The organism is Sphingobacterium sp. UBA6317 (genome assembly GCF_002440385.1).
In the GTDB taxonomy this organism is placed as follows: domain Bacteria; phylum Bacteroidota; class Bacteroidia; order Sphingobacteriales; family Sphingobacteriaceae; genus Sphingobacterium; species Sphingobacterium multivorum.
Genome location: NZ_DJTD01000060.1, coordinates 19,591 through 40,674, shown reverse-complemented (window position 1 = coordinate 40,674; position 21,084 = coordinate 19,591). Strand labels below are relative to the sequence as shown.

Annotated in this window: 20 protein-coding genes and 1 tRNA gene; 4 read left to right on the top strand and 17 right to left on the bottom strand. The window is 38.3% G+C overall.

Features of this window, described 5'->3' with window-relative positions:
* The first annotated feature begins 20 nt into the window (after positions 1-20).
* Entirely contained in the window at positions 21-1,217 is a 1,197-nt protein-coding gene (locus tag B3E92_RS19825) for an MFS transporter (RefSeq protein ID WP_112375504.1), read from the top strand.
* Positions 1,218-1,286: 69 nt separating this feature from the next.
* On the opposite strand, the gene B3E92_RS19820 is transcribed toward B3E92_RS19825, so the two are convergent.
* The 11 genes from B3E92_RS19820 to B3E92_RS19770 form a co-directional block, all read right to left on the bottom strand.
* Positions 1,287-2,048, bottom strand: coding sequence for an SGNH/GDSL hydrolase family protein (locus B3E92_RS19820; RefSeq protein WP_112375505.1), 762 nt, complete (start codon positions 2,046-2,048; stop codon positions 1,287-1,289).
* A 34-nt stretch (positions 2,049-2,082) separates the two neighbouring features.
* Positions 2,083-3,270: an aspartate aminotransferase family protein gene (locus tag B3E92_RS19815; RefSeq protein WP_112375506.1), complete on the bottom strand. Its 1,188-nt coding sequence runs from the start codon at positions 3,268-3,270 to the stop codon at positions 2,083-2,085.
* 61 nt (positions 3,271-3,331) lie between these two features.
* On the bottom strand, positions 3,332-3,751 hold the full coding sequence (locus B3E92_RS19810; protein ID WP_231585177.1) for a hypothetical protein: 420 nt from the start codon (positions 3,749-3,751) through the stop codon (positions 3,332-3,334).
* On the bottom strand, positions 3,751-4,707 hold the full coding sequence (locus tag B3E92_RS19805) for a hypothetical protein (RefSeq protein WP_070563055.1): 957 nt from the start codon (positions 4,705-4,707) through the stop codon (positions 3,751-3,753). Before B3E92_RS19805 ends, B3E92_RS19810 begins: the two co-directional genes overlap by 1 nt.
* 33 nt (positions 4,708-4,740) lie before the next feature.
* A complete protein-coding gene (locus B3E92_RS19800; protein WP_046671841.1) occupies positions 4,741-5,286 on the bottom strand; it encodes an RNA polymerase sigma factor in 546 nt (181 codons plus the stop codon).
* 21 nt (positions 5,287-5,307) lie between these two features.
* Complete coding sequence (locus B3E92_RS19795) at positions 5,308-6,261, bottom strand: transketolase family protein (protein ID WP_046671842.1); 954 nt, start codon at positions 6,259-6,261, stop codon at positions 5,308-5,310.
* 1 nt (position 6,262) lies between these two features.
* Complete coding sequence (locus tag B3E92_RS19790; RefSeq protein WP_286802726.1) at positions 6,263-7,111, bottom strand: transketolase; 849 nt, start codon at positions 7,109-7,111, stop codon at positions 6,263-6,265.
* A 284-nt stretch (positions 7,112-7,395) separates the two neighbouring features.
* Positions 7,396-7,950, bottom strand: a complete 555-nt coding sequence (locus tag B3E92_RS19785; RefSeq protein ID WP_115046673.1) for a NifU family protein — start codon at positions 7,948-7,950, stop codon at positions 7,396-7,398.
* 71 nt (positions 7,951-8,021) lie between these two features.
* The gene (purB, locus tag B3E92_RS19780; protein ID WP_286898032.1) at positions 8,022-9,371 is read right to left on the bottom strand and encodes an adenylosuccinate lyase; all 1,350 of its coding nucleotides are present in this window, start codon (positions 9,369-9,371) and stop codon (positions 8,022-8,024) included.
* 128 nt (positions 9,372-9,499) lie between these two features.
* Entirely contained in the window at positions 9,500-9,724 is a 225-nt protein-coding gene (locus tag B3E92_RS19775) for a hypothetical protein (protein ID WP_046671847.1), read from the bottom strand.
* A gap of 146 nt (positions 9,725-9,870) precedes the next feature.
* Positions 9,871-10,095, bottom strand: coding sequence for a hypothetical protein (locus B3E92_RS19770; protein ID WP_286778244.1), 225 nt, complete (start codon positions 10,093-10,095; stop codon positions 9,871-9,873).
* Between the two features lie 354 nt (positions 10,096-10,449).
* Here B3E92_RS19770 and B3E92_RS19765 point away from each other — a divergent pair, with 354 nt between their 5' ends.
* On the top strand, positions 10,450-11,799 hold the full coding sequence (locus tag B3E92_RS19765) for an acyl-CoA dehydrogenase family protein (protein ID WP_204990850.1): 1,350 nt from the start codon (positions 10,450-10,452) through the stop codon (positions 11,797-11,799).
* Positions 11,800-11,913: 114 nt separating this feature from the next.
* Here the strand turns inward: B3E92_RS19765 and B3E92_RS19760 are convergent, their stop codons facing one another.
* From B3E92_RS19760 to rplS, 5 genes are all read right to left on the bottom strand, one after another.
* The gene (locus B3E92_RS19760) at positions 11,914-12,699 is read right to left on the bottom strand and encodes an META domain-containing protein (RefSeq protein WP_286898030.1); all 786 of its coding nucleotides are present in this window, start codon (positions 12,697-12,699) and stop codon (positions 11,914-11,916) included.
* A 118-nt stretch (positions 12,700-12,817) separates the two neighbouring features.
* A complete protein-coding gene (gene yidC, locus B3E92_RS19755) occupies positions 12,818-14,644 on the bottom strand; it encodes a membrane protein insertase YidC (RefSeq protein WP_120333254.1) in 1,827 nt (608 codons plus the stop codon).
* Between the two features lie 39 nt (positions 14,645-14,683).
* The gene (locus tag B3E92_RS19750; RefSeq protein WP_088162903.1) at positions 14,684-16,294 is read right to left on the bottom strand and encodes a CTP synthase; all 1,611 of its coding nucleotides are present in this window, start codon (positions 16,292-16,294) and stop codon (positions 14,684-14,686) included.
* A 123-nt stretch (positions 16,295-16,417) separates the two neighbouring features.
* On the bottom strand, positions 16,418-17,503 hold the full coding sequence (locus B3E92_RS19745; protein WP_248932530.1) for a carbohydrate-binding family 9-like protein: 1,086 nt from the start codon (positions 17,501-17,503) through the stop codon (positions 16,418-16,420).
* Positions 17,504-17,800: 297 nt separating this feature from the next.
* A complete protein-coding gene (rplS, locus tag B3E92_RS19740; protein ID WP_046671854.1) occupies positions 17,801-18,148 on the bottom strand; it encodes a 50S ribosomal protein L19 in 348 nt (115 codons plus the stop codon).
* A 342-nt stretch (positions 18,149-18,490) separates the two neighbouring features.
* Between rplS and B3E92_RS19735 the strand changes: the two genes are divergently transcribed.
* Positions 18,491-18,564, top strand: a tRNA-Pro gene (locus B3E92_RS19735).
* A 182-nt stretch (positions 18,565-18,746) separates the two neighbouring features.
* Here the strand turns inward: B3E92_RS19735 and B3E92_RS19730 are convergent.
* Positions 18,747-19,586, bottom strand: coding sequence for a tyrosine-type recombinase/integrase (locus B3E92_RS19730; protein ID WP_026357444.1), 840 nt, complete (start codon positions 19,584-19,586; stop codon positions 18,747-18,749).
* A gap of 492 nt (positions 19,587-20,078) precedes the next feature.
* Here B3E92_RS19730 and B3E92_RS19725 point away from each other — a divergent pair, with 492 nt between their 5' ends.
* Positions 20,079-21,062, top strand: a complete 984-nt coding sequence (locus B3E92_RS19725) for a hypothetical protein (RefSeq protein ID WP_286848834.1) — start codon at positions 20,079-20,081, stop codon at positions 21,060-21,062.
* The last annotated feature ends 22 nt before the right edge of the window (positions 21,063-21,084 follow it).

Below are 21,084 nucleotides of genomic sequence, written 5' to 3'. Positions count from 1 at the left end.
TTTAATTTTTGAACAACGTCATGATACAAGAGAAGACGAGTAGACCTATTTTTTCTATTTTGTTTGCCGTGAGCATGGTGCATCTTTTGAACGATATGATTCAGGGAGTGATACCGGCAACCTATCCCTTGCTCAAAGAAGAGCATCATCTAAGCTTTTCTCAGGTTGGGATGATTACAATGGTGTATCAGATAGCAGCTTCAATATTCCAGCCCGTTGTAGGCTCATTTACGGACAAACATCCTGTACCATACTCTCAGATCATTGGGATGTCTTTTTCCCTTCTCGGTATGCTTTTGTTTTCGAAAGCACATAGTTATGAATGGATCTTATTTTCTGTTTTTCTGGTAGGGATTGGTTCTTCAATCTTTCACCCTGAATCTTCTCGTGTAGCTTATATGGCATCGGGAGGGAGAAGAAGTATGGCACAATCTATTTTTCAGATTGGAGGAAATGCAGGGACCGCAATGGCCCCAATCATTGTCGCTTTTTTGGTATTACCGAGAGGGCAGCAGGCGATCGCCTGGATGTGCTTATTTACGATTCTTGGCCAATTTATATCTTATTATATTGGTAGTTGGTATAAAAAGAGGCTTCAGAGCTTTGCCAAATCAACGAAGAAAACAATACGCGTGCCTGATCTACCCAATAGCCGAATCATCGTGACCGTTATTATACTCCTCTTACTGATTGTTTCAAAATACTTCTATATAGCAAGTATTACAAACTATTTCCAGTTTTATACCATCAAGAAATTTGGGATTAATGAAGTGGAAGCACAAGTCTATCTATTTTATTTTCTGATAGCTGTTGCGGTGGGAACATTACTGGGGGGAGTATTCGGGGACCGATTTGGTCGCAAATATGTCATTTGGTTCTCCGTCTTGGGCGTTGCACCATTTGCATTAGCATTACCCTATGTCGGACTTACGATGACGGGAATACTAATCGTGATTATTGGATTGATTTTATCATCAGCTTTTCCAGCAATTATTGTTTATGCACAAGAACTATTGCCTAAGAAGTTGGGCATGGTTTCAGGTTTATTTTACGGCTTTGCATTTGGAATGGGAGGGATTGGATCCGCTGTACTTGGCTGGCAGGCAGATCATACGTCCATCGAGTTTATTTATCACCTATGTTCCTACCTGCCATTGATGGGTATTGTGGCTTATTTTCTTCCCAATCTACAAAAAACACCTTACAAAGAAATCTAGATTTGGCATATAGGCGCATGTTAAACACGAAAGAGCGGATTTCAATAAAATATCCGCTCTTTTTTGTTATTATTTGATGCAGTCCATCCAGGCTGAGGCCATCATCTGTGCGCCGGCAAGGGTAGGGTGTACACCATCTGCTGCCCAGTAGGCACCAGGAGCATTCTTTTGGGCATTGTCGAATATTTTTTGATAGGGAATTAGAATTGCGCCAAATTCTTTGGCGACCTCACGAGCGGATTCTTGGTAGGCCAAAAATTTTGGATACCACGCTTCAGTAATGTGACCTACGCCCTTTACTGCAAAAGGTTCTCCAATGATCAATTTGACGTTTGGAAGCTTTTGTAATGTCTCCTGTAGTAACTTTTGGTATTGGGATTTATACTCCTCAACCGTTGTCTGTGCTCCGCGGTCGATTGTTCGCCAGAAATCGTTCACACCGATCAAAATACTCAATACAGTGGGTTTAATTGCCAGTGTATCCTCCTGCCAGCGCTTTTGAAGATCGGGCACACGATTTCCACTAATACCTGTATTATATACCTTTAGTTTTTTTGCCGAATATTTATTTAAGAGCTGGCTGGCAGCCAATAGAGCATAACCGCGTCCAAGTGCTGCGGTATCATTGGCATTTCTATTGTTTCTATCTCGGCCCACATCCGTAATGGAATCACCCTGAAATAAAATGATGTCGTCGTTATTTAAACTGATTTTTGAGGAACTGGCGGTGGATTCGTGAGCGAATACATCGTTTCCCAGTATATTGGCACCAGTCAATAGACCGGAACCAATAATGCTTTTTTTGATAAATGATCTGCGGTTTGTGTTCATTATTAGGTTTTTGTTATGTTTAAAGTTACATACTTTAAGCATACTTTTCCAAACCTTTTATAATGATGTTACACGCTTTTTCAATTTCCAGATCTGTAATCGTCAATGGAGGAGCGACACGCAGTGCTGTTTCACAATGCAGATACCAATCGATCATAACCCCGTTTTCAGCACAATACTTACTCACGTTGTAAACCTGATCAAAGGAATCCAATTGCAGACACATCATAAGACCTAATCCTCGAATTTCTTTAATTGCAGGGTGTCGGAGTTTTTCTTTAAATAAAAGCGATTTTCGCTCGACCTGTTCTACCAATTTTTCTTCCTTGATAACAGCCAGTGAAGCCCGTGCTGCGGCACAACTTACGGGGTGGCCCCCAAAAGTCGTGATATGCCCAAGCATGGGATTATCCTTAATAACATCCATCACTTCTTTGGCTGCAACAAATGCGCCTAGGGGCATGCCACCACCGATTCCTTTGGCAAGCATCAGGATATCTGGGACGATAGCAAAATGCTCAAAAGCAAAGAGACGGCCTGTGCGGCCAAAACCAGTTTGGATTTCATCAAAGATCAGTAGGGTACCTGTTTCATTACAGCGTTTTCTGACGGCTTGCATGTAAGCGATATCCGGGACTCGGACACCCGCTTCCCCCTGAATAGCTTCGAGGATGACAGCAGCAGTTTGTTCCGTAATCTTTGTTAGATCGTCCAGATCATTAAACTCGATAAAATCTATTTCGGGAAGGAGGGGGGCATACGCTTTACGGTACGCATCGTTTCCGATAAGACTGAGCGCGCCTTGTGTACTGCCGTGGTACGCCTTTTTTGCAGCGATAATCTGCCTGCGACCGGTATATTTCTTTGCTATTTTCATTGATCCCTCTACGGCTTCCGTTCCACTGTTGGTGAGGTAAACCGATTGAAAATTAGGAGGAAGTTCTGCTAATAATTCTGTAGCAAATTGCACCTGTGGGGCCTGCACAAATTCACCATAAACGGTGACATGTAGGTACTGGTCCAATTGTGATTTTATAGCTTCCAAAACCTTCGGGTGACGATGGCCTATATTGCTGACATTGAAGCCAGAGACCAAATCCATGTATTCTTCTCCATTTGGGCCATAAAGGTAGACACCTTCAGCCTTAACTACTTCAACCAATCTAGGTGAGCTAGATGTTTGAGCGGTATTCATTAAAAATAATTCTCTGTTGCTTAACATGATCTTACAAATGTCCGAAAATAAAAAAGAAGTCTTCAAGACTTCTTTTTTATTTTCGAGATTATTTTCTTCTATTCTGCAGGGATTTGTATAGATGTTCCCTGAATTCCTGTTCTACTTCAAAAAATTGCGATGCCCGCGCATTGCCAATAACTTTGGCAAATTTGGCCCGATATTCTTTTTTGATCTCCACTTCTTTAGCATCATACTGTAAGACGTCTCTGGAGCCACCTCTAAAACTATTTTTTGGAGCACCATTCAATTTTTCTTTCCTGATATCCCAAAGCGTTTGGCTGTACTCATTATAGAGCGGGAAGAATTGCTGAGCCTCTCTCGGAGTTAAATCCAGTTCTTTAGTAATGTAAGCTATTTTTTCATTTTCTATAGCTTGAAATCGATTTTTGTCTTGCGCAAAGCCCAAGGCAATAGAAAATATACTAAAGAACAATGTTATCCATATGTATTTTTTATTGAACATCATTATAAGGTATAATTTAGATAATCTTCTATTTCTTGTTTAGATATATTACTTCCAAATCCCTTAGTAGGGAGATTTGCTTCGTCAGTATACTGGGCCATATAGATCATATCGTCACCAGAAGCCGACTCCGCAAGGTAATTAATGATTTCCTGCTTAGGAATTTCTGACAAATGCTGGCTTAACTGCTCTTCTGCAACAGCTTCTACAGGAGTCGTATTTTGCTGTTGATATTGATAACCCCAATATCCGCCTATACTCAACATAGCCGCAAAGGATGCCGCAACCGCATAACGAGCGTACCATTTTTTAGGTTTCCCAATCTGACGGATCGGTGTATTATCCTTTTCAAGCATTTGAACACGATCAATGATGCTGTCCGAAAGAATCTCAAAATAATGTTGTGGTACATCAAAACCTGCAGTCACAATCGTTTCTTTTAGTTTTTCTTCAGCAATACGAGCAAAAATTGTCGATTCAACTATTTCTTCGTAGCCAACAGGAGCTGTAAAACCATCTGTCGGAACTGTTTCCTTCAATTTCTCCGCCGCTAAACGGGCGAAGATGGAGTCTTCAAGGGTTTGATTATAAGCAGAAGGCATGGTAAAGCCATCCGATGCAATCGTTTCTTTTAATTTGTCTTCTAAAATTCGGTTGAAGATAGTTGAAGATAGTTCAGAAGCATAATTTTCAGGAATTTCAAAGCCGTCTGTAGTAACCTGATTTTTTAAACTATCTTCCGCAACCTTACACATTATGGCGTCAGATAAGCTATTAAAATATCCTTCTGGAACCTCAAAGATGGATTCTTCCTTGCATTCAACCAATTTGACTTGCGTAATTATTTTTGATTCTAAATCACTGAAATAATTTTCAGGTAAGCCAAATGGATTTTCACGCAACGATGCTGGAAGATTTGTAGGCTCCAGCCCATCATGATATGTGCCATTTTCCTTCATAGTATCTGTTAGAACCTAATTTCGCTAAAAGGTTTAATCGTTGTTGTTAAAAAATGCCTCTATTTTTTTGACAGCTAAATGATAAGAGGCTTTAAGCGCTCCGACACTTGTTCCGAGTACTTCTGAAATTTCTTCGTATTTCATATCTTCAAAATATTTCATATTGAAGACCAATTTTTGCTTTTCTGGCAAAGTCAACAAAGCCTGTTGTAATTTCATTTGAGCTTTATCACCGTTAAAATAATTGCCATCAGCAAGCGTTTCTGCCAAATAAGCAGTCGTGTCGTCATCCAACGACACGTTCTGCTTTTGCTTTTTCTTATTTAAGAAGGTAATACATTCATTTGTTGCGATACGATAAAGCCAAGTGTATAATTGTGAGTCTTCACGGAAATTCCCCAGGTTTTTCCATACTTTGACAAAGATATCTTGAACAACATCGTCCGCATCGTCATGATCGATGACCATTCTTCGCACATGCCAATAAATCTTCTGTTGATATTTCTTCAACAATAAACGGAAAGCTTCTTCTCGCGTACTCTCTTCGGCGAATTTTGCTATAATTAAAGCGTCATCCATATATTGACTTGCGTAGTTTTGTTATTTTCTTTTGATTACTTTTTGAACCGCAGCCACAATAGCCGCAGCATTCAAACCGTATTTTTCCATCAATTGAGCAGGAGTACCTGATTCTCCAAAACTATCATTTACGGCAACGTACTCTTGTGGAGTAGGTAACTCTCTTGTTAACACTTGAGCAACGCTATCACCCAAACCGCCAAGACGATTATGCTCTTCTGCCGTTACGACACATTTGGTTTTCGCAACAGATTTTAAAATAGCTTCTTCATCCAAAGGTTTGATGGTATGGATATTGATAATCTCAGCGTTGATACCCAACTCAGCTAATTTCTCGCCAGCTTGGATAGCTTCCCATACTAAATGACCTGTAGCAATGATCGTAACATCCGTTCCTTCATTTAATAATACCGCCTTACCAATCACAAATTCTTGATCAGCAGGAGTGAAGTTAGGAACTACGGGACGGCCAAAACGCAAATAAACTGGTCCCTCATATTTTGCTGCTGCAATCGTAGCGGCTTTTGTTTGATTGAAATCACAAGGATTGATCACTGTCATTCCTGGCAACATTTTCATCAAGCCGATATCTTCTAATATTTGGTGAGTTGCACCATCTTCACCTAAGGTTAGGCCAGCATGCGACGCTGCAATTTTTACATTTTTGTCCGAGTATGCAATCGATTGGCGAATCTGATCATAAACACGTCCTGTTGAGAAATTTGCGAATGTACCAGTGAATGGTATTTTACCACCGATCGTAAGTCCGGCAGCAATCCCCATCATATTAGCTTCCGCGATACCGATTTGGAAAAAACGTTCTGGAAATTCTTTGATAAAATCGTTCATTTTTAACGAACCGATTAAATCAGCACATAATGCAACTACATTCTCATCTTGCTTTCCTGCTTCTAGTAATCCCGCACCAAATCCTGAACGTGTATCTTTTGACTCTGTATAAGTATATTTTTTCATTCTAGTAATCTCCTAAAGTTTCTGTAAGCTGATTCAATGCCGACGCCAATTGTTCGTCATTTGGAGCAACACCATGCCATTTATGAGAACCCATCATAAAATCAACACCGTTACCCATTTCAGTATGCATCAGAATAATGACTGGTTTACCTTTTCCTGTGCGTGATTTAGCTTCTGCTAAACCTTCAACAACAGCATTCATATCATTGCCTTTAGCAATTTCCATCACATCCCAGCCAAATGCTTCCCATTTTGCACGAAGATCACCAAGAGATAATACTTGATCTGTAGATCCGTCAATTTGTGCTTTGTTATAGTCAACAGTAGCAATTAAATTGTCGATCTTATTGTGTGGTGCATACATCGCAGCTTCCCAAACTTGGCCCTCCTGCAATTCGCCATCACCCATTAATACATAAACTAGATTATTGTCTTTATTCAATTTTTTTGCTTGTGCGGCTCCAATTGCAACAGATAATCCTTGGCCCAATGATCCCGACGCAATACGAATACCTGGAAGACCTTCGTGCGTTGTTGGGTGACCTTGAAGTCTGGAATTGATTTTTCTGAACGTTGCTAATTCGCTCACTTCAAAATATCCTGCATGCGCCAATGTACTGTAAAATACAGGAGAGATGTGTCCATTTGATAGGAAGAATAAATCTTCTCCTTTTCCATCCATGTCAAAGGAAGGATTGCGTTTCATTGCATTGAAATAAAGCGCCACAAAGTAATCTGTACAACCTAACGAACCACCTGGGTGTCCTGATTGACAAGCGTGTACCATACGTACGATATCACGTCTTACCTGTGATGCAATTTGTTCTAGTTTGTTAATATCTGCACTCATTTTTTTTGTTGGTTTCACAATTGGTCGTAAAGTTAACTATTTTTAAGCTAGATGCTTGTTAAAAAATGAATTTATATTGACTTATAACCGAATCTCAAGCCGCTTTAGAAAAATGTTCGCAGGATAATACTTATAAAATGCTATTGGAGCCAGGGAGTTTTGCCTGCCTGATTACTACTTTGATACGCTGGATATTTTCAGACCTTTTGCATTACCGGGCATAAAAAAAGGATTCAGCATCACTCATGCCGAATCCTTTTTTTATTATAAATGTGAAGCTAAGATTACATGGCTTCAGCAACAACTTCAGTCACTTCCGGAACCATGCGTTTCAACAATCCTTCAATGCCTGCTTTTAAAGTAATTGTAGATGATGGACAACCGCTACAAGAACCCTTTAGTTCAACCGTTACCACACCTTCATTAAATGATTTATAATGTATAGCACCCCCATCTTGTTCAACAGCAGGTCGTACATAATCGTGTAAAACTTGTTGTATCTTAACTTCAGTTTCGGTGCCCTCAAAATCCACTTCTGTGTCGTGGTGTACCGTTTTTACAGCAAGTTCAGACTCTACAGCACCTTTTACAAAATCTTTCAACAAAGCTTCGATGTCTTCCCATTCTGCATCTTCCGTTTTGGTAATAGTAACGAAGTTACTCGCGAAAAATACACCACTTACAAAATTAAATTTGAACAATTCAAGTGCAAACGGTGAATCTTGTGCTGCTTCTTTATTTGGATAATCTACACTACCGTTGATCAACAATTTATTGACCAAGAACTTCATTGTAGAAGGATTGGGGGTAGACTCTGTATATACGTTAATCGTAGCCATGTAATATCTATTTTATTCCAAACAAATATAGGTCAAAAGGAGCTTTCTTAAGGTCATCTATAAGTAAAAGCTTATAAAGTAACACCTGTGTAGTTAGAAGGACTGATCGCTTTCAGTTCCTCTTTAACTTCCGCTGACACATTTAGATTATCAACAAATGTCGCTATTGTTTCTTTCGTGACATGCGTGTTGGTACGTGTTAGGTCTTTTAAAGCTTCATACGGTTTTGGATAGCCTTCTCGTCTTAGTATCGTTTGTAGCGCTTCGGCAACAACAGCCCAATTATTTTCAAGATCATTGGCCAATGCCTGTTCGTTTAAGATCAATTTGCGTAACCCTCTCAAAGTTGATTTAATAGCAATTAGGGTATGTGCAAATGGAACACCAATATTACGTAATACCGTAGAATCTGTTAAATCCCGTTGAAGACGGGAAACAGGTAACTTCGCTGCGAGGTGCTCAAAAATTGCATTTGCAATACCTAAATTTCCTTCTGCATTTTCAAAGTCAATCGGGTTGACTTTATGTGGCATAGCCGAAGAACCGATTTGACCGGCAGTGATTTTTTGCTTAAAATAATCCATGGAAATATACGTCCAAATATCACGACATAAATCGATGACAATATTGTTGATCCGTTTTAAGGCATCACAACTTGCCGCAAAGTTATCGTAATGCTCAATTTGCGTGGTCGTTTGCGAACGGTCTAAACCCAAGATATTGTTGACGAAATTATTTCCAAAATCGATCCAATTTGTCGCTGGATATGCAACGTGATGCGCATTAAAATTACCAGTCGCACCACCAAATTTAGCTGAATACGGTACTTGATGTAATAACTGCAATTGACGTTCTATACGTTCAATGAAAACATAAAATTCTTTGCCCAAACGAGTTGGAGATGCAGGCTGTCCATGTGTACGGGCCAACATCGGAATGCCTGACCATGACGTCGCTAATGATTTTAATTCATGAAGCAACTCGTCAATCGCTGGCGAGTAACTTTCTTTAATGGCTTCTTTCCAAGAAAGCGGAATAGCTGTATTATTGATATCTTGCGATGTTAAACCAAAATGAATGAATTCAAGGTAGTCCTGTAGCCCTAATTTTTCAAATTGATCTTTTAGAAAATATTCAACCGCTTTAACATCATGGTTCGTAACTTTCTCTGTGTCTTTGATCCAAGTGGCATCTTCCTCAGAAAAATTTCTATAAATATCACGCAATTTCTCATTTACTCTTTTGTCAAATTGTTGCAATTGAGCAATACCTGATTCACCTAATGCAATAAAATATTCCACTTCCACGCGTACGCGATATTTTATTAAAGCAAATTCAGAAAAAAATGCTGAAAGTTCATGAGTGTTATTGTAATAGCGTCCGTCGATAGGAGTAACTGCTGTTAAAGATGATAAAGCCATAGATTGAATGATTTTTTGGCAAAGGTAAAAAAATGCTTGGAGCTTAGCAATTTAATTGGCGCAGATATAAAAAAAGCCTCCTTGGTGAAGGAAGCTTTTTTATAAGGTCTAAATTCTATTTCAGAAAATTAGTGAGCAGCTTTAGTTGAATCAACTTTAGCAGCAGCTGAATCTACAGCAGATTTTGCTGAATCTACAGCAGTTTTTGCTGAATCCAATTGTGTGTTAGCTGAATCTAAAGCAACATTAGCTGAATCAGTAGCAGCGTCAGTTTTTTTAGCAGTTTCACCACATGATGCGAAAGCCAATGTTAAAGCTAAACCTAAGAAACCGAATTTGAATGCGTTTTTCATTTTATTAAAATTAAAATATTTTTAAATCTTGTTATTTAGGGATTAATACCGATAAATTAAAAAGGTAACCCCAGGTTTTTCTCTTTTTGAAAAAAGAAAGACCTTTTGTTAAAAAAGGCCTTCCAAAAGCTTTATTCAGTCCTAAATTATTTTTTAGTAGCAGCTGAATCAACTTTAGCAGCAGCTGAATCAACTTTAACAGCAGCTGAATCTACGTGGTTAGCAGCTGAATCCAAAGTGTTAGCAGCTGAATCAACTAAAGCAGAAGCTGAATCTGCAGCACCTTCAGCTTTTTTCTCTGAATTGTTACAAGATGCGAAAGCTACAGTTAAAGCTAAACCTAAGAAACCGAATTTTAATGCGTTTTTCATTTTCTAATTTTCTAATTTAAATTGAAATAATTTTCTTTTTCATCTCTTAATACACGTAACCAAAAAAGGTAACCCAAAAAATATGTTTTTTTTAAAATAATATATAAATGACTGAATTTAAGTTGTTTAATTTATTTAGAATAAGATGGTATCCCACAAGTCTCGGCTTGTGTCATCCTTTAGCTTAACAAGGGCTAAGGAAGGGTGATCATTGTGTCGTTCTTGTGTGTTTGTTGTGCTGAGCTTGTGTGAATGTATTTTAGCCAATCTAGGGATAAGATGGTATTGATAACAAACAATTTTCGATTATATTTCTTATTTTAAAAAGTAAACACTTAAAAAGAAATTGCAATTATGTTTGATAAAGTAAAGAATATAATGGATTTGGCAAAATCAATAGACTTTGGCAAATTGGAAGAAATATCGAAGAAAGTGGATTTGGGAGCAGTAATGGATGCCGTATCAAAAATGGATGATAAGCAGCTTCATGGTTTAATGAAAATGCTGAGTGCAGGAAAAGAAAAAAAGGAATTACCTCCTATTAATGGTGATTTCTATGCTATGGATAGCAAATTAAATGATTCAGATCGTGCATTGCAATTGAAGGTGCGGGAATTTATGGAGAATGAAGTCAAGCCAATTGTCAATAAATATTGGTTAAGAGATGAATTTCCTTTCGAAATTATACCGAAACTAGCCGCTTTAAATATTTGTGGCTATACCTACGATGGGTATGGCTGTATGGGGGGCAGTTCTTTAATGGAGGGGATCATCGCAGCGGAGATAGCGCGTGTTGATGCTTCTGTAGCGACTTTTTTTGGCGTACAGAGTGGTTTGGCTATGGGATCAATCTATATATGCGGATCCGAAGAACAAAAACAGGAGTGGTTGCCCAACATGCAGAAAATGCAAGTGATTGGTGCTTTTGGTCTAACCGAGCCCGAAGTAGGGTCGGGAGCAGCGGGCGGATTGACAACAACCTGTAAGAAGACCGCCGAAGGCTGGGTGTTAAATGGTCAGAAAAAATGGATCGGGAACTCCACTTTTTCGGATATAACCATTGTTTGGGCTAGGGATCTTGATGATGGCGAAGTTAAGGGGTTTATTGTACGAAAGGATAATCCAGGTTTTTCCGTTGAGAAAATTAAAGATAAAATGGCTTTGCGTATCGTACAGAATGGTCTTATTACTTTAGCGAATTGCATCGTTCAAGAAAGTGATCGCCTGCAACATGCAAATTCTTTTAAAGATACAGGAAAGGTTCTTCAGATGACGCGAGCAGGTGTCGCTTGGATGGCCGTAGGATGTGCGCGAGGCGCCTATGAAAATGCCTTGGATTATACGCGTAAAAGGAGGCAATTTGGTAAACCAATCGCCTCTTTTCAGCTTATTCAAAATCACCTGGTTGAAATGTTGTCCAATTTAACGGCTATGCAAACGCTTGTCTTCAGATTATCTGAATTACAGGATAAGGGTGAGCTAAGAGATGAACATGCCTCGCTGGCCAAAGTCTTCTGTTCTTTACGTACGAGGGATATTGTTTCCAAGGCTCGAGAGGTCATGGGCGGAAACGGTATTCTGTTGGAATATAATGTCGCACGGTTTTTGGCCGATGCTGAAGCCATTTATTCCTATGAGGGGACAAAAGAAATCAATTCACTTATTGTTGGTAGAAGTATAACTGGATTTAGTGCCTTTGTTTAGGGATTATCAGGCTGGTCTTTGGCATTCTGTTGCCAAATATCGCTTAATATATAAAACTGGCGTTGTTCCGTAACAACGCCAGTTTTACTTCATTTGGAGCAAAAATCTAATTTTCTATTTCCGTTTGAATCGCATAATAGCAATATCTCCCATGATAAATGTCAATGTATTCTCGCTTATGCTAAAGGTATTTACCTTTTCTAAGGTCGAAAAGAAAGTTGCTTCACCATTACCTTCGCAGGCCATCTTTGTCGACATAATGGGGCCAAAATTGATGGTGTTTCCATTCGTTTTAAAAGTCATATTGTAGTTATTGCAGCTGCTATTTCCGTTTACTTTACCACTGGAAGCATCAAAGATCATGGTCGGTTTACGATTGGGATATAGGCCATCGAAAGCAATCCGTGGGCCGGATATATAATCAAGTTCCCAAGCTCCACTAAGTTGTTGCTTGTTGTCCTGAATCAGCTTAAATTTTGCCAGGGGAGCCATTTTCGCTTTGTTCAAGCTAAGAATATCATCCTTAACCGTATAGTTATCTGCAGCAATCAGGTTTTTGGATAAGGCTTGTTCAATAGACATATCCGGACAGGCCATCATCGTAGACATACCCTGAGCAAATTTAACCTTTCCATTCTTTGATAAAGTCAATTCTCCACCGATGCCATTACATCCCCCACTTGCACTGTAACTTTTTTCATCCAGCTGGAGGTAAGGCATTTTACCGTTGATCTGAGCCGCTACTGGCTGTCCATTGATTTCAATCAATTGCCATTTTTTTCCAATTACTGACGACATGCTACTGTCTGTGTTCTGCTCATTCGCGTTCTTCTTGATCACAGAGCAACTTCCAAGACTAACGATTAAGATGGCCAATATGGCGATGTTTTTAAAGTTCATATTCTAAATTTTAACCTATTAACACCCTTTTTAACGTTTGGTTTGACGAAATGCTACAAAAGTTCACAAACAAAGAAGGCTTCCAATTTGGAAGCCTTCTTTATCAGTATGATAAATCTTACGATTTGTTTTTATTTTGTTGTGCTTGTTGTTGTGCACGCATCATCTCTTCCATTTTCGTTTGGAAGCTCGATTTTTTATCTGCTTTTGGATTCTTTTTATTTTCCTCCAATTTAGCTAAGATTTTCTCATCATTCACCATGGTGCGAATAACCAACTGAGTCAAGAACGTAAATAATGCACTTAAGAAATAGTAGTAGTTCAAACCTGCTGGGAAGCTATTCAAAACAAAGAAGAAAATCAAAGGCATGATATAGCCCATGTATTTCATTTGTCCTGTAGCACCAGATGTAGCGTTGTTATACCAAGTCGTCAACAATGTTGTCAATGTCATCAAGATACACATCAAAGAGATGTGGTTGAATGATCCAAAAATAGGTGCAAATGTAAACAGTGTATCATAGGTTGACATATCCTTCATAAACAAGAAGCTTTGTCCTCTCAATTCAAATAAATTTGGAAAGAAGTAGAAGAACGCAATTGTAAATGGCATTTGTAGGACAAGCGGAAGACATCCACCAAGTGGATTTACACCAACCTGTTTGTATAATTTCATTTGCTCCTGCTGCATCAACATTTGATTATCTTCACCCACTTTTGCTTTGATCTCATCCAGCTGCGGTTTTAATACACGCATTTTTGCCATAGAGACATAAGACTTGTAGGTCATTGGTGAAAGAATCAGCTTCAACATCAATGTCAATAAAAGGATAACGATACCGTAGCTCATATGGAAACCATCCAGGAAGTTAAATACAGGTACTGTAATCCATTGGTTGATCCAACGCATAGGGCCCCAACCCATATTGATGATCGATTGGTAGTCATTACCCTCGGCCTTCAATACATTGTATTGATTTGGTCCAAAGAAGAAGTTTAAGGAATAGTTATTGTCCTTATGATTATCAAATGCCAATTCTGCGTTTGTATTATAGAATTTGACGATGTCGGTTTCTGAAGCATGTTTTACATCCACTTTTGCATTGACAAAACCATCTTTAGTACTGAGGATATTAGAAAAGTAATGCTGCTTGAATGCAATCCATTGTACTTTTTTCTCCAATGCTTCATCCGCATCTTTTGATTCTGAAAGATGATCTACTTTATTATCTTCTTTATAATAAAGTGTAGATTTCTGTCTTTCAGATTCTATGTTTTGCTCTTTTTGTCTCAACGCGGTGTTCCAGTTAAGGGTCAACGTTTTTTGACTCTGCGGAATTAAATTCTGTATCCCTTTTGTGTTAATATCCAGTCCAACATTATAGCCTTTACCAGCAATCGAGTACACATATTCAATATACTGTTCGGCACTGTAATTTAGTCGGAATTTTACAGATTGTTTACCTTCACCAGAAACTTGGATATCCGAAGATTCTGTATTGAAGTATAAATCATTTGTTGATACGTTTTGACCAGCTGCGTTAAATTGAAAACCAAACTTATTGTCCTCACCATCAAAAAGCATCAAAGGTTTTCCATTGAAATTCTTTTCGCCTTTTAGTTCTACGGATTTAACCTTACCACCTTTTGTACTGATTTTGGCAATGATTTTCTCGTTTTCAATCGTAATGACTTTCTCCGTTCCAAATTTTGTCGCACCAAAAGGCTTTTTCAATTCCGCCGAATCAGCAATCACTGCTGTTTGTGCTGCTTTGGCTTTAGCGGTAGAGTCACTTTCGGCAGGCAGTCCTTTTTCTGTGCGCGCTTTAGCCTCTTGTCTCGCTTGTTCTTGTTTGATTTCCGATTCTGAAGGCTTCATCAGGTAAAATGAACCAGTGATGATAGCAAACATCAGGACCAAACCAATTAGGGTATTTCTATCCATTTTTAATAATTAAACTTAATTAATTGTATCCTTCTATTACTACTTTGATTTTTTGTTGGCCAAAGCAGCGGCTACAAAGCTAACAAAAAGTGGGTGAGGATTTGCAACAGTTGACTTTAATTCTGGATGAAATTGTCCGGCAACGAAAAATGGATGGTTTTTCAATTCGACAATTTCAACTAATCCAGTCTCCGGATTGAATCCTGAAGCAATCATTCCAGCTGCTTCATATTGTTTTAAATAGTCATTGTTAAACTCATAACGGTGACGGTGTCTTTCAGAAATTTTTGTTTTACCATAGATGGCAAAGGCCTTAGTTCCTTTTTTAATTTCACAGTCGTAAGCACCTAAACGCATTGTACCGCCCATATTGGTGATATTTTTTTGCTCTTCCATCAAATTGATGACCGGATTGCTGGTGTTGGCATCCATTTCAAAACTGTTGGCATCTTTTAATCCCAATACGTTTCTTCCGAATTCGATAACCGAACATTGCATACCTAAGCAGATACCAAAGAACGGAATATTATTTTCACGAACATACTGAATAGCATTTAGCTTACCATCCAAGCCGCGTTCACCGAAACCCGGAGCAACCAAAACTCCATCCATACCTTTCAGCTTTTCAGCAACATTTTCTTTTGTAACACTTTCAGCAGCAATATAGCTCACTTTTACTTTACATTCGTTTGTTGCGCCCGCATGGATAAATCCTTCGATAATAGACTTGTAAGCATCTGGAAGCTCAACATATTTTCCGACCAAAGCAATATTAACTTCACTTGTCGGGTTTTTGAGCTTACCTAAAAAGTTTTTCCAGTTTTCCAGATCAGGCTCATTTTTGTTGGAAAGTTTTAGCTTTGTTAATGCTGTTTTATCAAGATTCTCCTTCAACATCAATAATGGGACATCATAAATCGTCGACGCATCGATAGATTCTACGACGGCGTTGATGTTGACATTACAGAATTGCGCTAATTTTTTACGGATTTCTTGCGATAATTTATGTTCAGTACGACATACTAGAATATCAGGTTGTACACCATATTCCAATAATGTTTTTACGGAATGCTGGGTAGGTTTTGTTTTAAGCTCACCAGCAGCAGCCAAATAAGGGACTAAAGTCAAATGGATAACCAGTGAATTATTGGCTCCTAATTCCCAGCGAAGCTGTCTTACGGCCTCCACAAACGGTAAGGACTCAATATCGCCTACAGTTCCGCCCAATTCAGTGATGATAATGTCATATTTGCCGGACTCACCCAACAGTTGCATTCTGCGTTTTATCTCATCGGTGATATGGGGAATCACTTGAACGGTTTTTCCTAAATATGCACCTTCACGTTCTTGTTGGATAACGTGTTGATAGATGCGGCCTGTCGTGACGTTATTTGCTTGTGAGGTAGGGACATTCAGGAAGCGCTCGTAATGACCTAAGTCAAGGTCTGTTTCAGCGCCATCTTCTGTAACATAACATTCTCCATGTTCATATGGATTTAATGTTCCTGGATCGATGTTAATGTAAGGGTCGAATTTTTGAATGGTAACTTTATAGCCACGCGCTTGGAGAAGTTTAGCAAGGGAGGCAGCAATAATACCTTTCCCCAACGACGAAGTAACGCCGCCCGTAACAAAAATATATTTAGTCATAACAATTAAAGGATTTTCAATTTTATGTGGTCAAAATGACCAATAATAGTTGCTCTATGTACGGGATACAAAGATAGCAATTTTTATTCAAAATCAGAATTGAAGATGGCTCGATTAATTAAATTAAAAATAGATATTACCTTGGCTATCTATTGTTGTCTTTAATGTAGGCTGTGCTTTTGACTTGATTTCAATGCGATAGAAATTATTACTGTTTGAAAATACAATCTCATAATTTTTGTGCTCATTTATAATTTCAGGATATAATTTGCTTAGCTCCTGAATTGACGTTGCATAGCGTTTTTTATCCTTTCTATAGATCTGTTGCAGGTAAAAGATATTCCAGGTAACTTTTTCGAGTGCGAGGAATTGCTCATCGATAGGTTGATGGTCTGTGTCGTTAACAAATTTTATATGTCCCCATCGCTCAGGGTAATGCATATTAACGAGGCCGATTGGAGACCATACCCAGTTCTCTTCAGCGAGCGTCTTACCCGTGTTGTCTTTTCTCTTGCTGTAGGTTGTTTCGGTGTTGTCATAATGCCACTGAACACGTGAGAAGTTTATCTTCCAGGTTTCATTTGCTTTAATCTGATTTCCTTCGCCAAAGTATTTTAGACTTTTTACAGGTATTTTCATTTCCACAGTCCAAAATTCATCCTTGTCTTGAGGATTGTTGATGGACCCAGCATGATAGACTGCACTTTCCATATCTTTTGTGTCCCAATTTAGATTAGCCCTGCCGCCAAAGCGATAAGGTTTAGTCATCAAAAGATCCATTACGGTATTTAATGCGTTTATTTCAATCTCTATATATTCTGGCGATAATAGATTTGGCTTGAGAAAGATCTCAAAATCATTGTCATGATAGATGATTGTATCTTTTTGTCTTAAATATCCTTTGATATGGGGTTCTTGAAGCTTAGCAAAAATGTAAAGATTTTCTTTGTCCCAAAGCATCTTGACTTGTGTCTTAAAAGTAGGGGCAGGTTTATTTGATCCCTCAATATCCTTAAAAGAATCTGTCCATATCGCTTTTGACCAGGAAGCTTCACTGTCCTTTCCGTCAATCGTGATCGCATCTGTTACTGGAAGTACATAATACGTTTGAGGGCGCGACTGTAGCTGAAGAAATTCATTCAGATTTCGTTGTGCAAAAATAAAGGTCGGATAGATGATAAAAGTAAGGATAAAAGCTATAGTTCTCATCAAGATACAGTTTGATTTTTAGCGGTAGCCAAGTTGGGATGAAACAATACCAGTTTGTTTTCCGCTATTGTAATCATCTACGATTCTACCTTTCAGATACGGTGCTAAAAGTAAGTAAAATGTTTTAGCGCGGCAAAAAGAGGGTTGGAATTTTGAAGGACATTATCTAATTGTCCTAAATTTATTACAGAAGGAAGTTGGTTGTGCTGTCTGCGTTTGAGAAGCCAGGGCAATATAGTCAATAAAAAAAGGCTTTGAATATATTCAGAGCCTTTTTTTATGCTGTAATAGTCGTAATTAGATTCTTTTCGATTTAATACGAGCAGCTTTACCAGTAAGGCCGCGTAAATAGAATAATTTCGCGCGACGAACTTTACCGTAGCTGTTTACTTCAATTTTTTCAATGTTTGGTGAGTTTACAGGGAAAATACGTTCAACACCTACACCGTTTGAGATTTTACGAACGGTAAAAGTAGCGTTAGCACCTTCGCTGTTTAATTGAATTACTACACCTTGGTACACCTGTACACGCTCTTTATTTCCTTCGCGAATTTTATAATGAACGCTGATGGTATCTCCAGCTTTGAAAGCGGGAATTTCATTCTTTACTACCGCTTGTTCTTCTACAAATTTTACTAAATCCATGATTTCGAGTAATTATTAACGATTTATATCCTGTAAAAATCGGAATGCAATATTACGACTTATTTTCTGAATATAAAAATACTTTTTTAAAAAACTATTGACTGATATTCAAATCGGATGCAAAGATATGAAAATGAAATGGATAATCTAAAGATATTTTGAATATTCCTTTGTAGACTATATGGAGGGTGTTTTTGATTGCTAAATTCAATAGAATATATTGTTTTGATGAAAATATTATGCAATCAATCAGTCGTTTAGTGATTAATTTTCTATAGGGTGTTGACAAAGTCAAAAAATGATTCGATATTTGTGCCACATAAAACAAAGGTGATACCTTTTCGGGGTGTAGCGTAGCCCGGTATCGCGCCACATTTGGGATGTGGAGGTCGTAGGTTCGAATCCTGCCACCCCGACAAAAGCCACTGATAATCAGTGGCTTTTTCTTTTTTCGGACACATTTCGGACAAATTATATCTGAATATTGATTATTCAATAACCTAAGCAAAGTTAAGTTAAGCTAGAAGAATAACCCTTCTTAAAGAATGATTGGAGCATAATGCTTGTTTCTATAGAGCGTGAAAAGTTCATCTTATTCTTATAAAAAATCAAGAGGGCTAGGAGTCTTTTGCTTGTCTATGTCAGTGATATGAGTGTAGATCATAGTCGTTTTTATATTTTCATGACCCAATAACTCTTTTACAATTCGGATATCGATACCTGATTGGATTAAATGTGTGGCATAAGAATGTCGCAATGTATGTACAGAGCCTTCCGACTGAACATTTGCTTTGATCAATGCTTTTTTCAGAATCAACTGTACACTTCGTTCGCTATACTTGCCACCCTTCTCACCTTCGAAGAGGTACTCCTTTGGCTTGAATGCTTGATAATAATGTCTCAAAGTCGCCAGCAATTTGTCTGGTAATGATACAATCCGATCTTTATTACCTTTGCTTTGATGGATTCTGATAATTCCATCGGAAGATTTTATGTCTTTGATTTTGAGATTCAACAGTTCGCTAAGACGTAGTCCACAACTATAGATTGTCATCAGAATAGCCTTGTGTTTTAGATTTTGAGTGTTATCGAGAATATTTCTTACTTCTTCTTTTGAAAAGAATTTAGGTAATTTAGAAAATGAGCGTTTCGGGTATAAGTAATCCAGTTGGATTTTTTTGTCCAATATCAGTTCGTACATCTTCTTGATTGCGCCCACTAATCCTTTTTGATAGGAAACACTAATTTTCCCATTTTGAACTTTTTCGTTTATAAACGCCTCAATATCTGACAGTGGAATTTCTTCAAGGGAGGGATATTTGCTAACATGTTTAAGAAATATACTAGCGTAATCCTTGTACGATCTAATGGTATTGCCAGCATATCTCTGCATCAGCAATCTCTTTTCGAAGGTTTCAAGTATGATTTCGCTATTCATATCAGGGAAATAGTATTTTATAATATTTTGTTTCGCTATTTGTGCGGTTTTATTTTTTAAATACAAATATATCAATATCTTATGTAGAAAGAAAAGTCAAATAACGAAACACGTATATAGGGTTGGTTAAGCGAAATTTTCCGTATATTCGTTTCGTTAAAACAGATGTTGAGAGGAAATCCCTCCGGGCTTCCCTCTCAACGGATCAGGCGCTTGCCGGAGTACAGCCCTTCGGGACTGTCCTCTAACACGCGCTTGGAGCAATGCTCCAGCACGTGCGCCAAGCGCCTGATCCGTTGTTAGCAATCCGCTGCGCTCCTTGCTAACAATGGCTCGGCGACTTACGTCGCTTGCCGTAAGCCGCCGCTTCGCGGACTGCTTACAACAAGCGACTTGGCTAAATAGCTCCGCTTTTGTATCTTCGATACAGCTTCGCTACTTCGCCAAGTCGCCGAGCCATTGGTGGCAATTATTGAAACAAAATTATAAACTATGACTTTTGGAATATACATTGGAAGCGTTGCGGGTACTGACTCAGAACTTGCGACTGGAGAGCCTGACAATCCTTCAAAAATAAAATCAGCTTTAAGTGAAATACAACAAAACGACAGCTTCATAGTTATTAGAGGCTACATTCAATATCTTGGTGATAGTAAGTTAGCTTTTGAAGCTCCAGAGAATATACTTCAATACTCAAATGAGACACGAAAAATTGACTTAGTTCTGTGTTATAGGTCTATTTCATATCAAAGAGACGACTGGGAAAATACGATTAAGACCGTCATCCAAAGATTTGGTAGTAAGTTGTATTCTTTACAAATCACTGAGGAACCTAATTTAAGAGTATCCTTTGCAGGTGATGGAGGATTTGAAAATATAGACAAGGCATTAAAGGATGGTGTTCTAACAGCTAAAAAAGAAATAAACAGGCTTAAATATCAAACCAAAGTTGGCTTCAATGTCGTCCCCTCTTTCAATCCTGCTGATAATTTTTGGCAAGTAATAGGAAGTGATGAATATCTTGAATTGCGAGACGCTATTGACTATATTGGTTTAGACTTCTACCCTGACGTTTTCAGACCGGTGGCAGAGGACGGAGAACCCAACGATTTAATAGAGTCAGTTAAAAATGTTCTGAGATATGTGCGGAACGTGAATTTTCAAGAAGGTAAAATACCTCAGTCTATACCTATTCACATCACCGAAAATGGCTGGCCGACAGGCGAACAAAGGTCATATGAAAGACAGGCGGTCGTTATTGAAAAAGTTGTGCGGACTATCCATAGCTTGAAATCTGAATTAAATATTAACCACTACGAATTATTTAGCTTACGAGACACTAATAGTTCTGTCGAGGATAAATTTTACCAGTTTGGGCTTTTGAGAGACGATTACTCACCCAAACCTGCTTTTTCTATTTTTTGCAAATTAATAGATGAACTAACCCAAAGAGTAACTGCCACCAACAAAAGCTAAACGCAATTGTGGGGGTCAATGG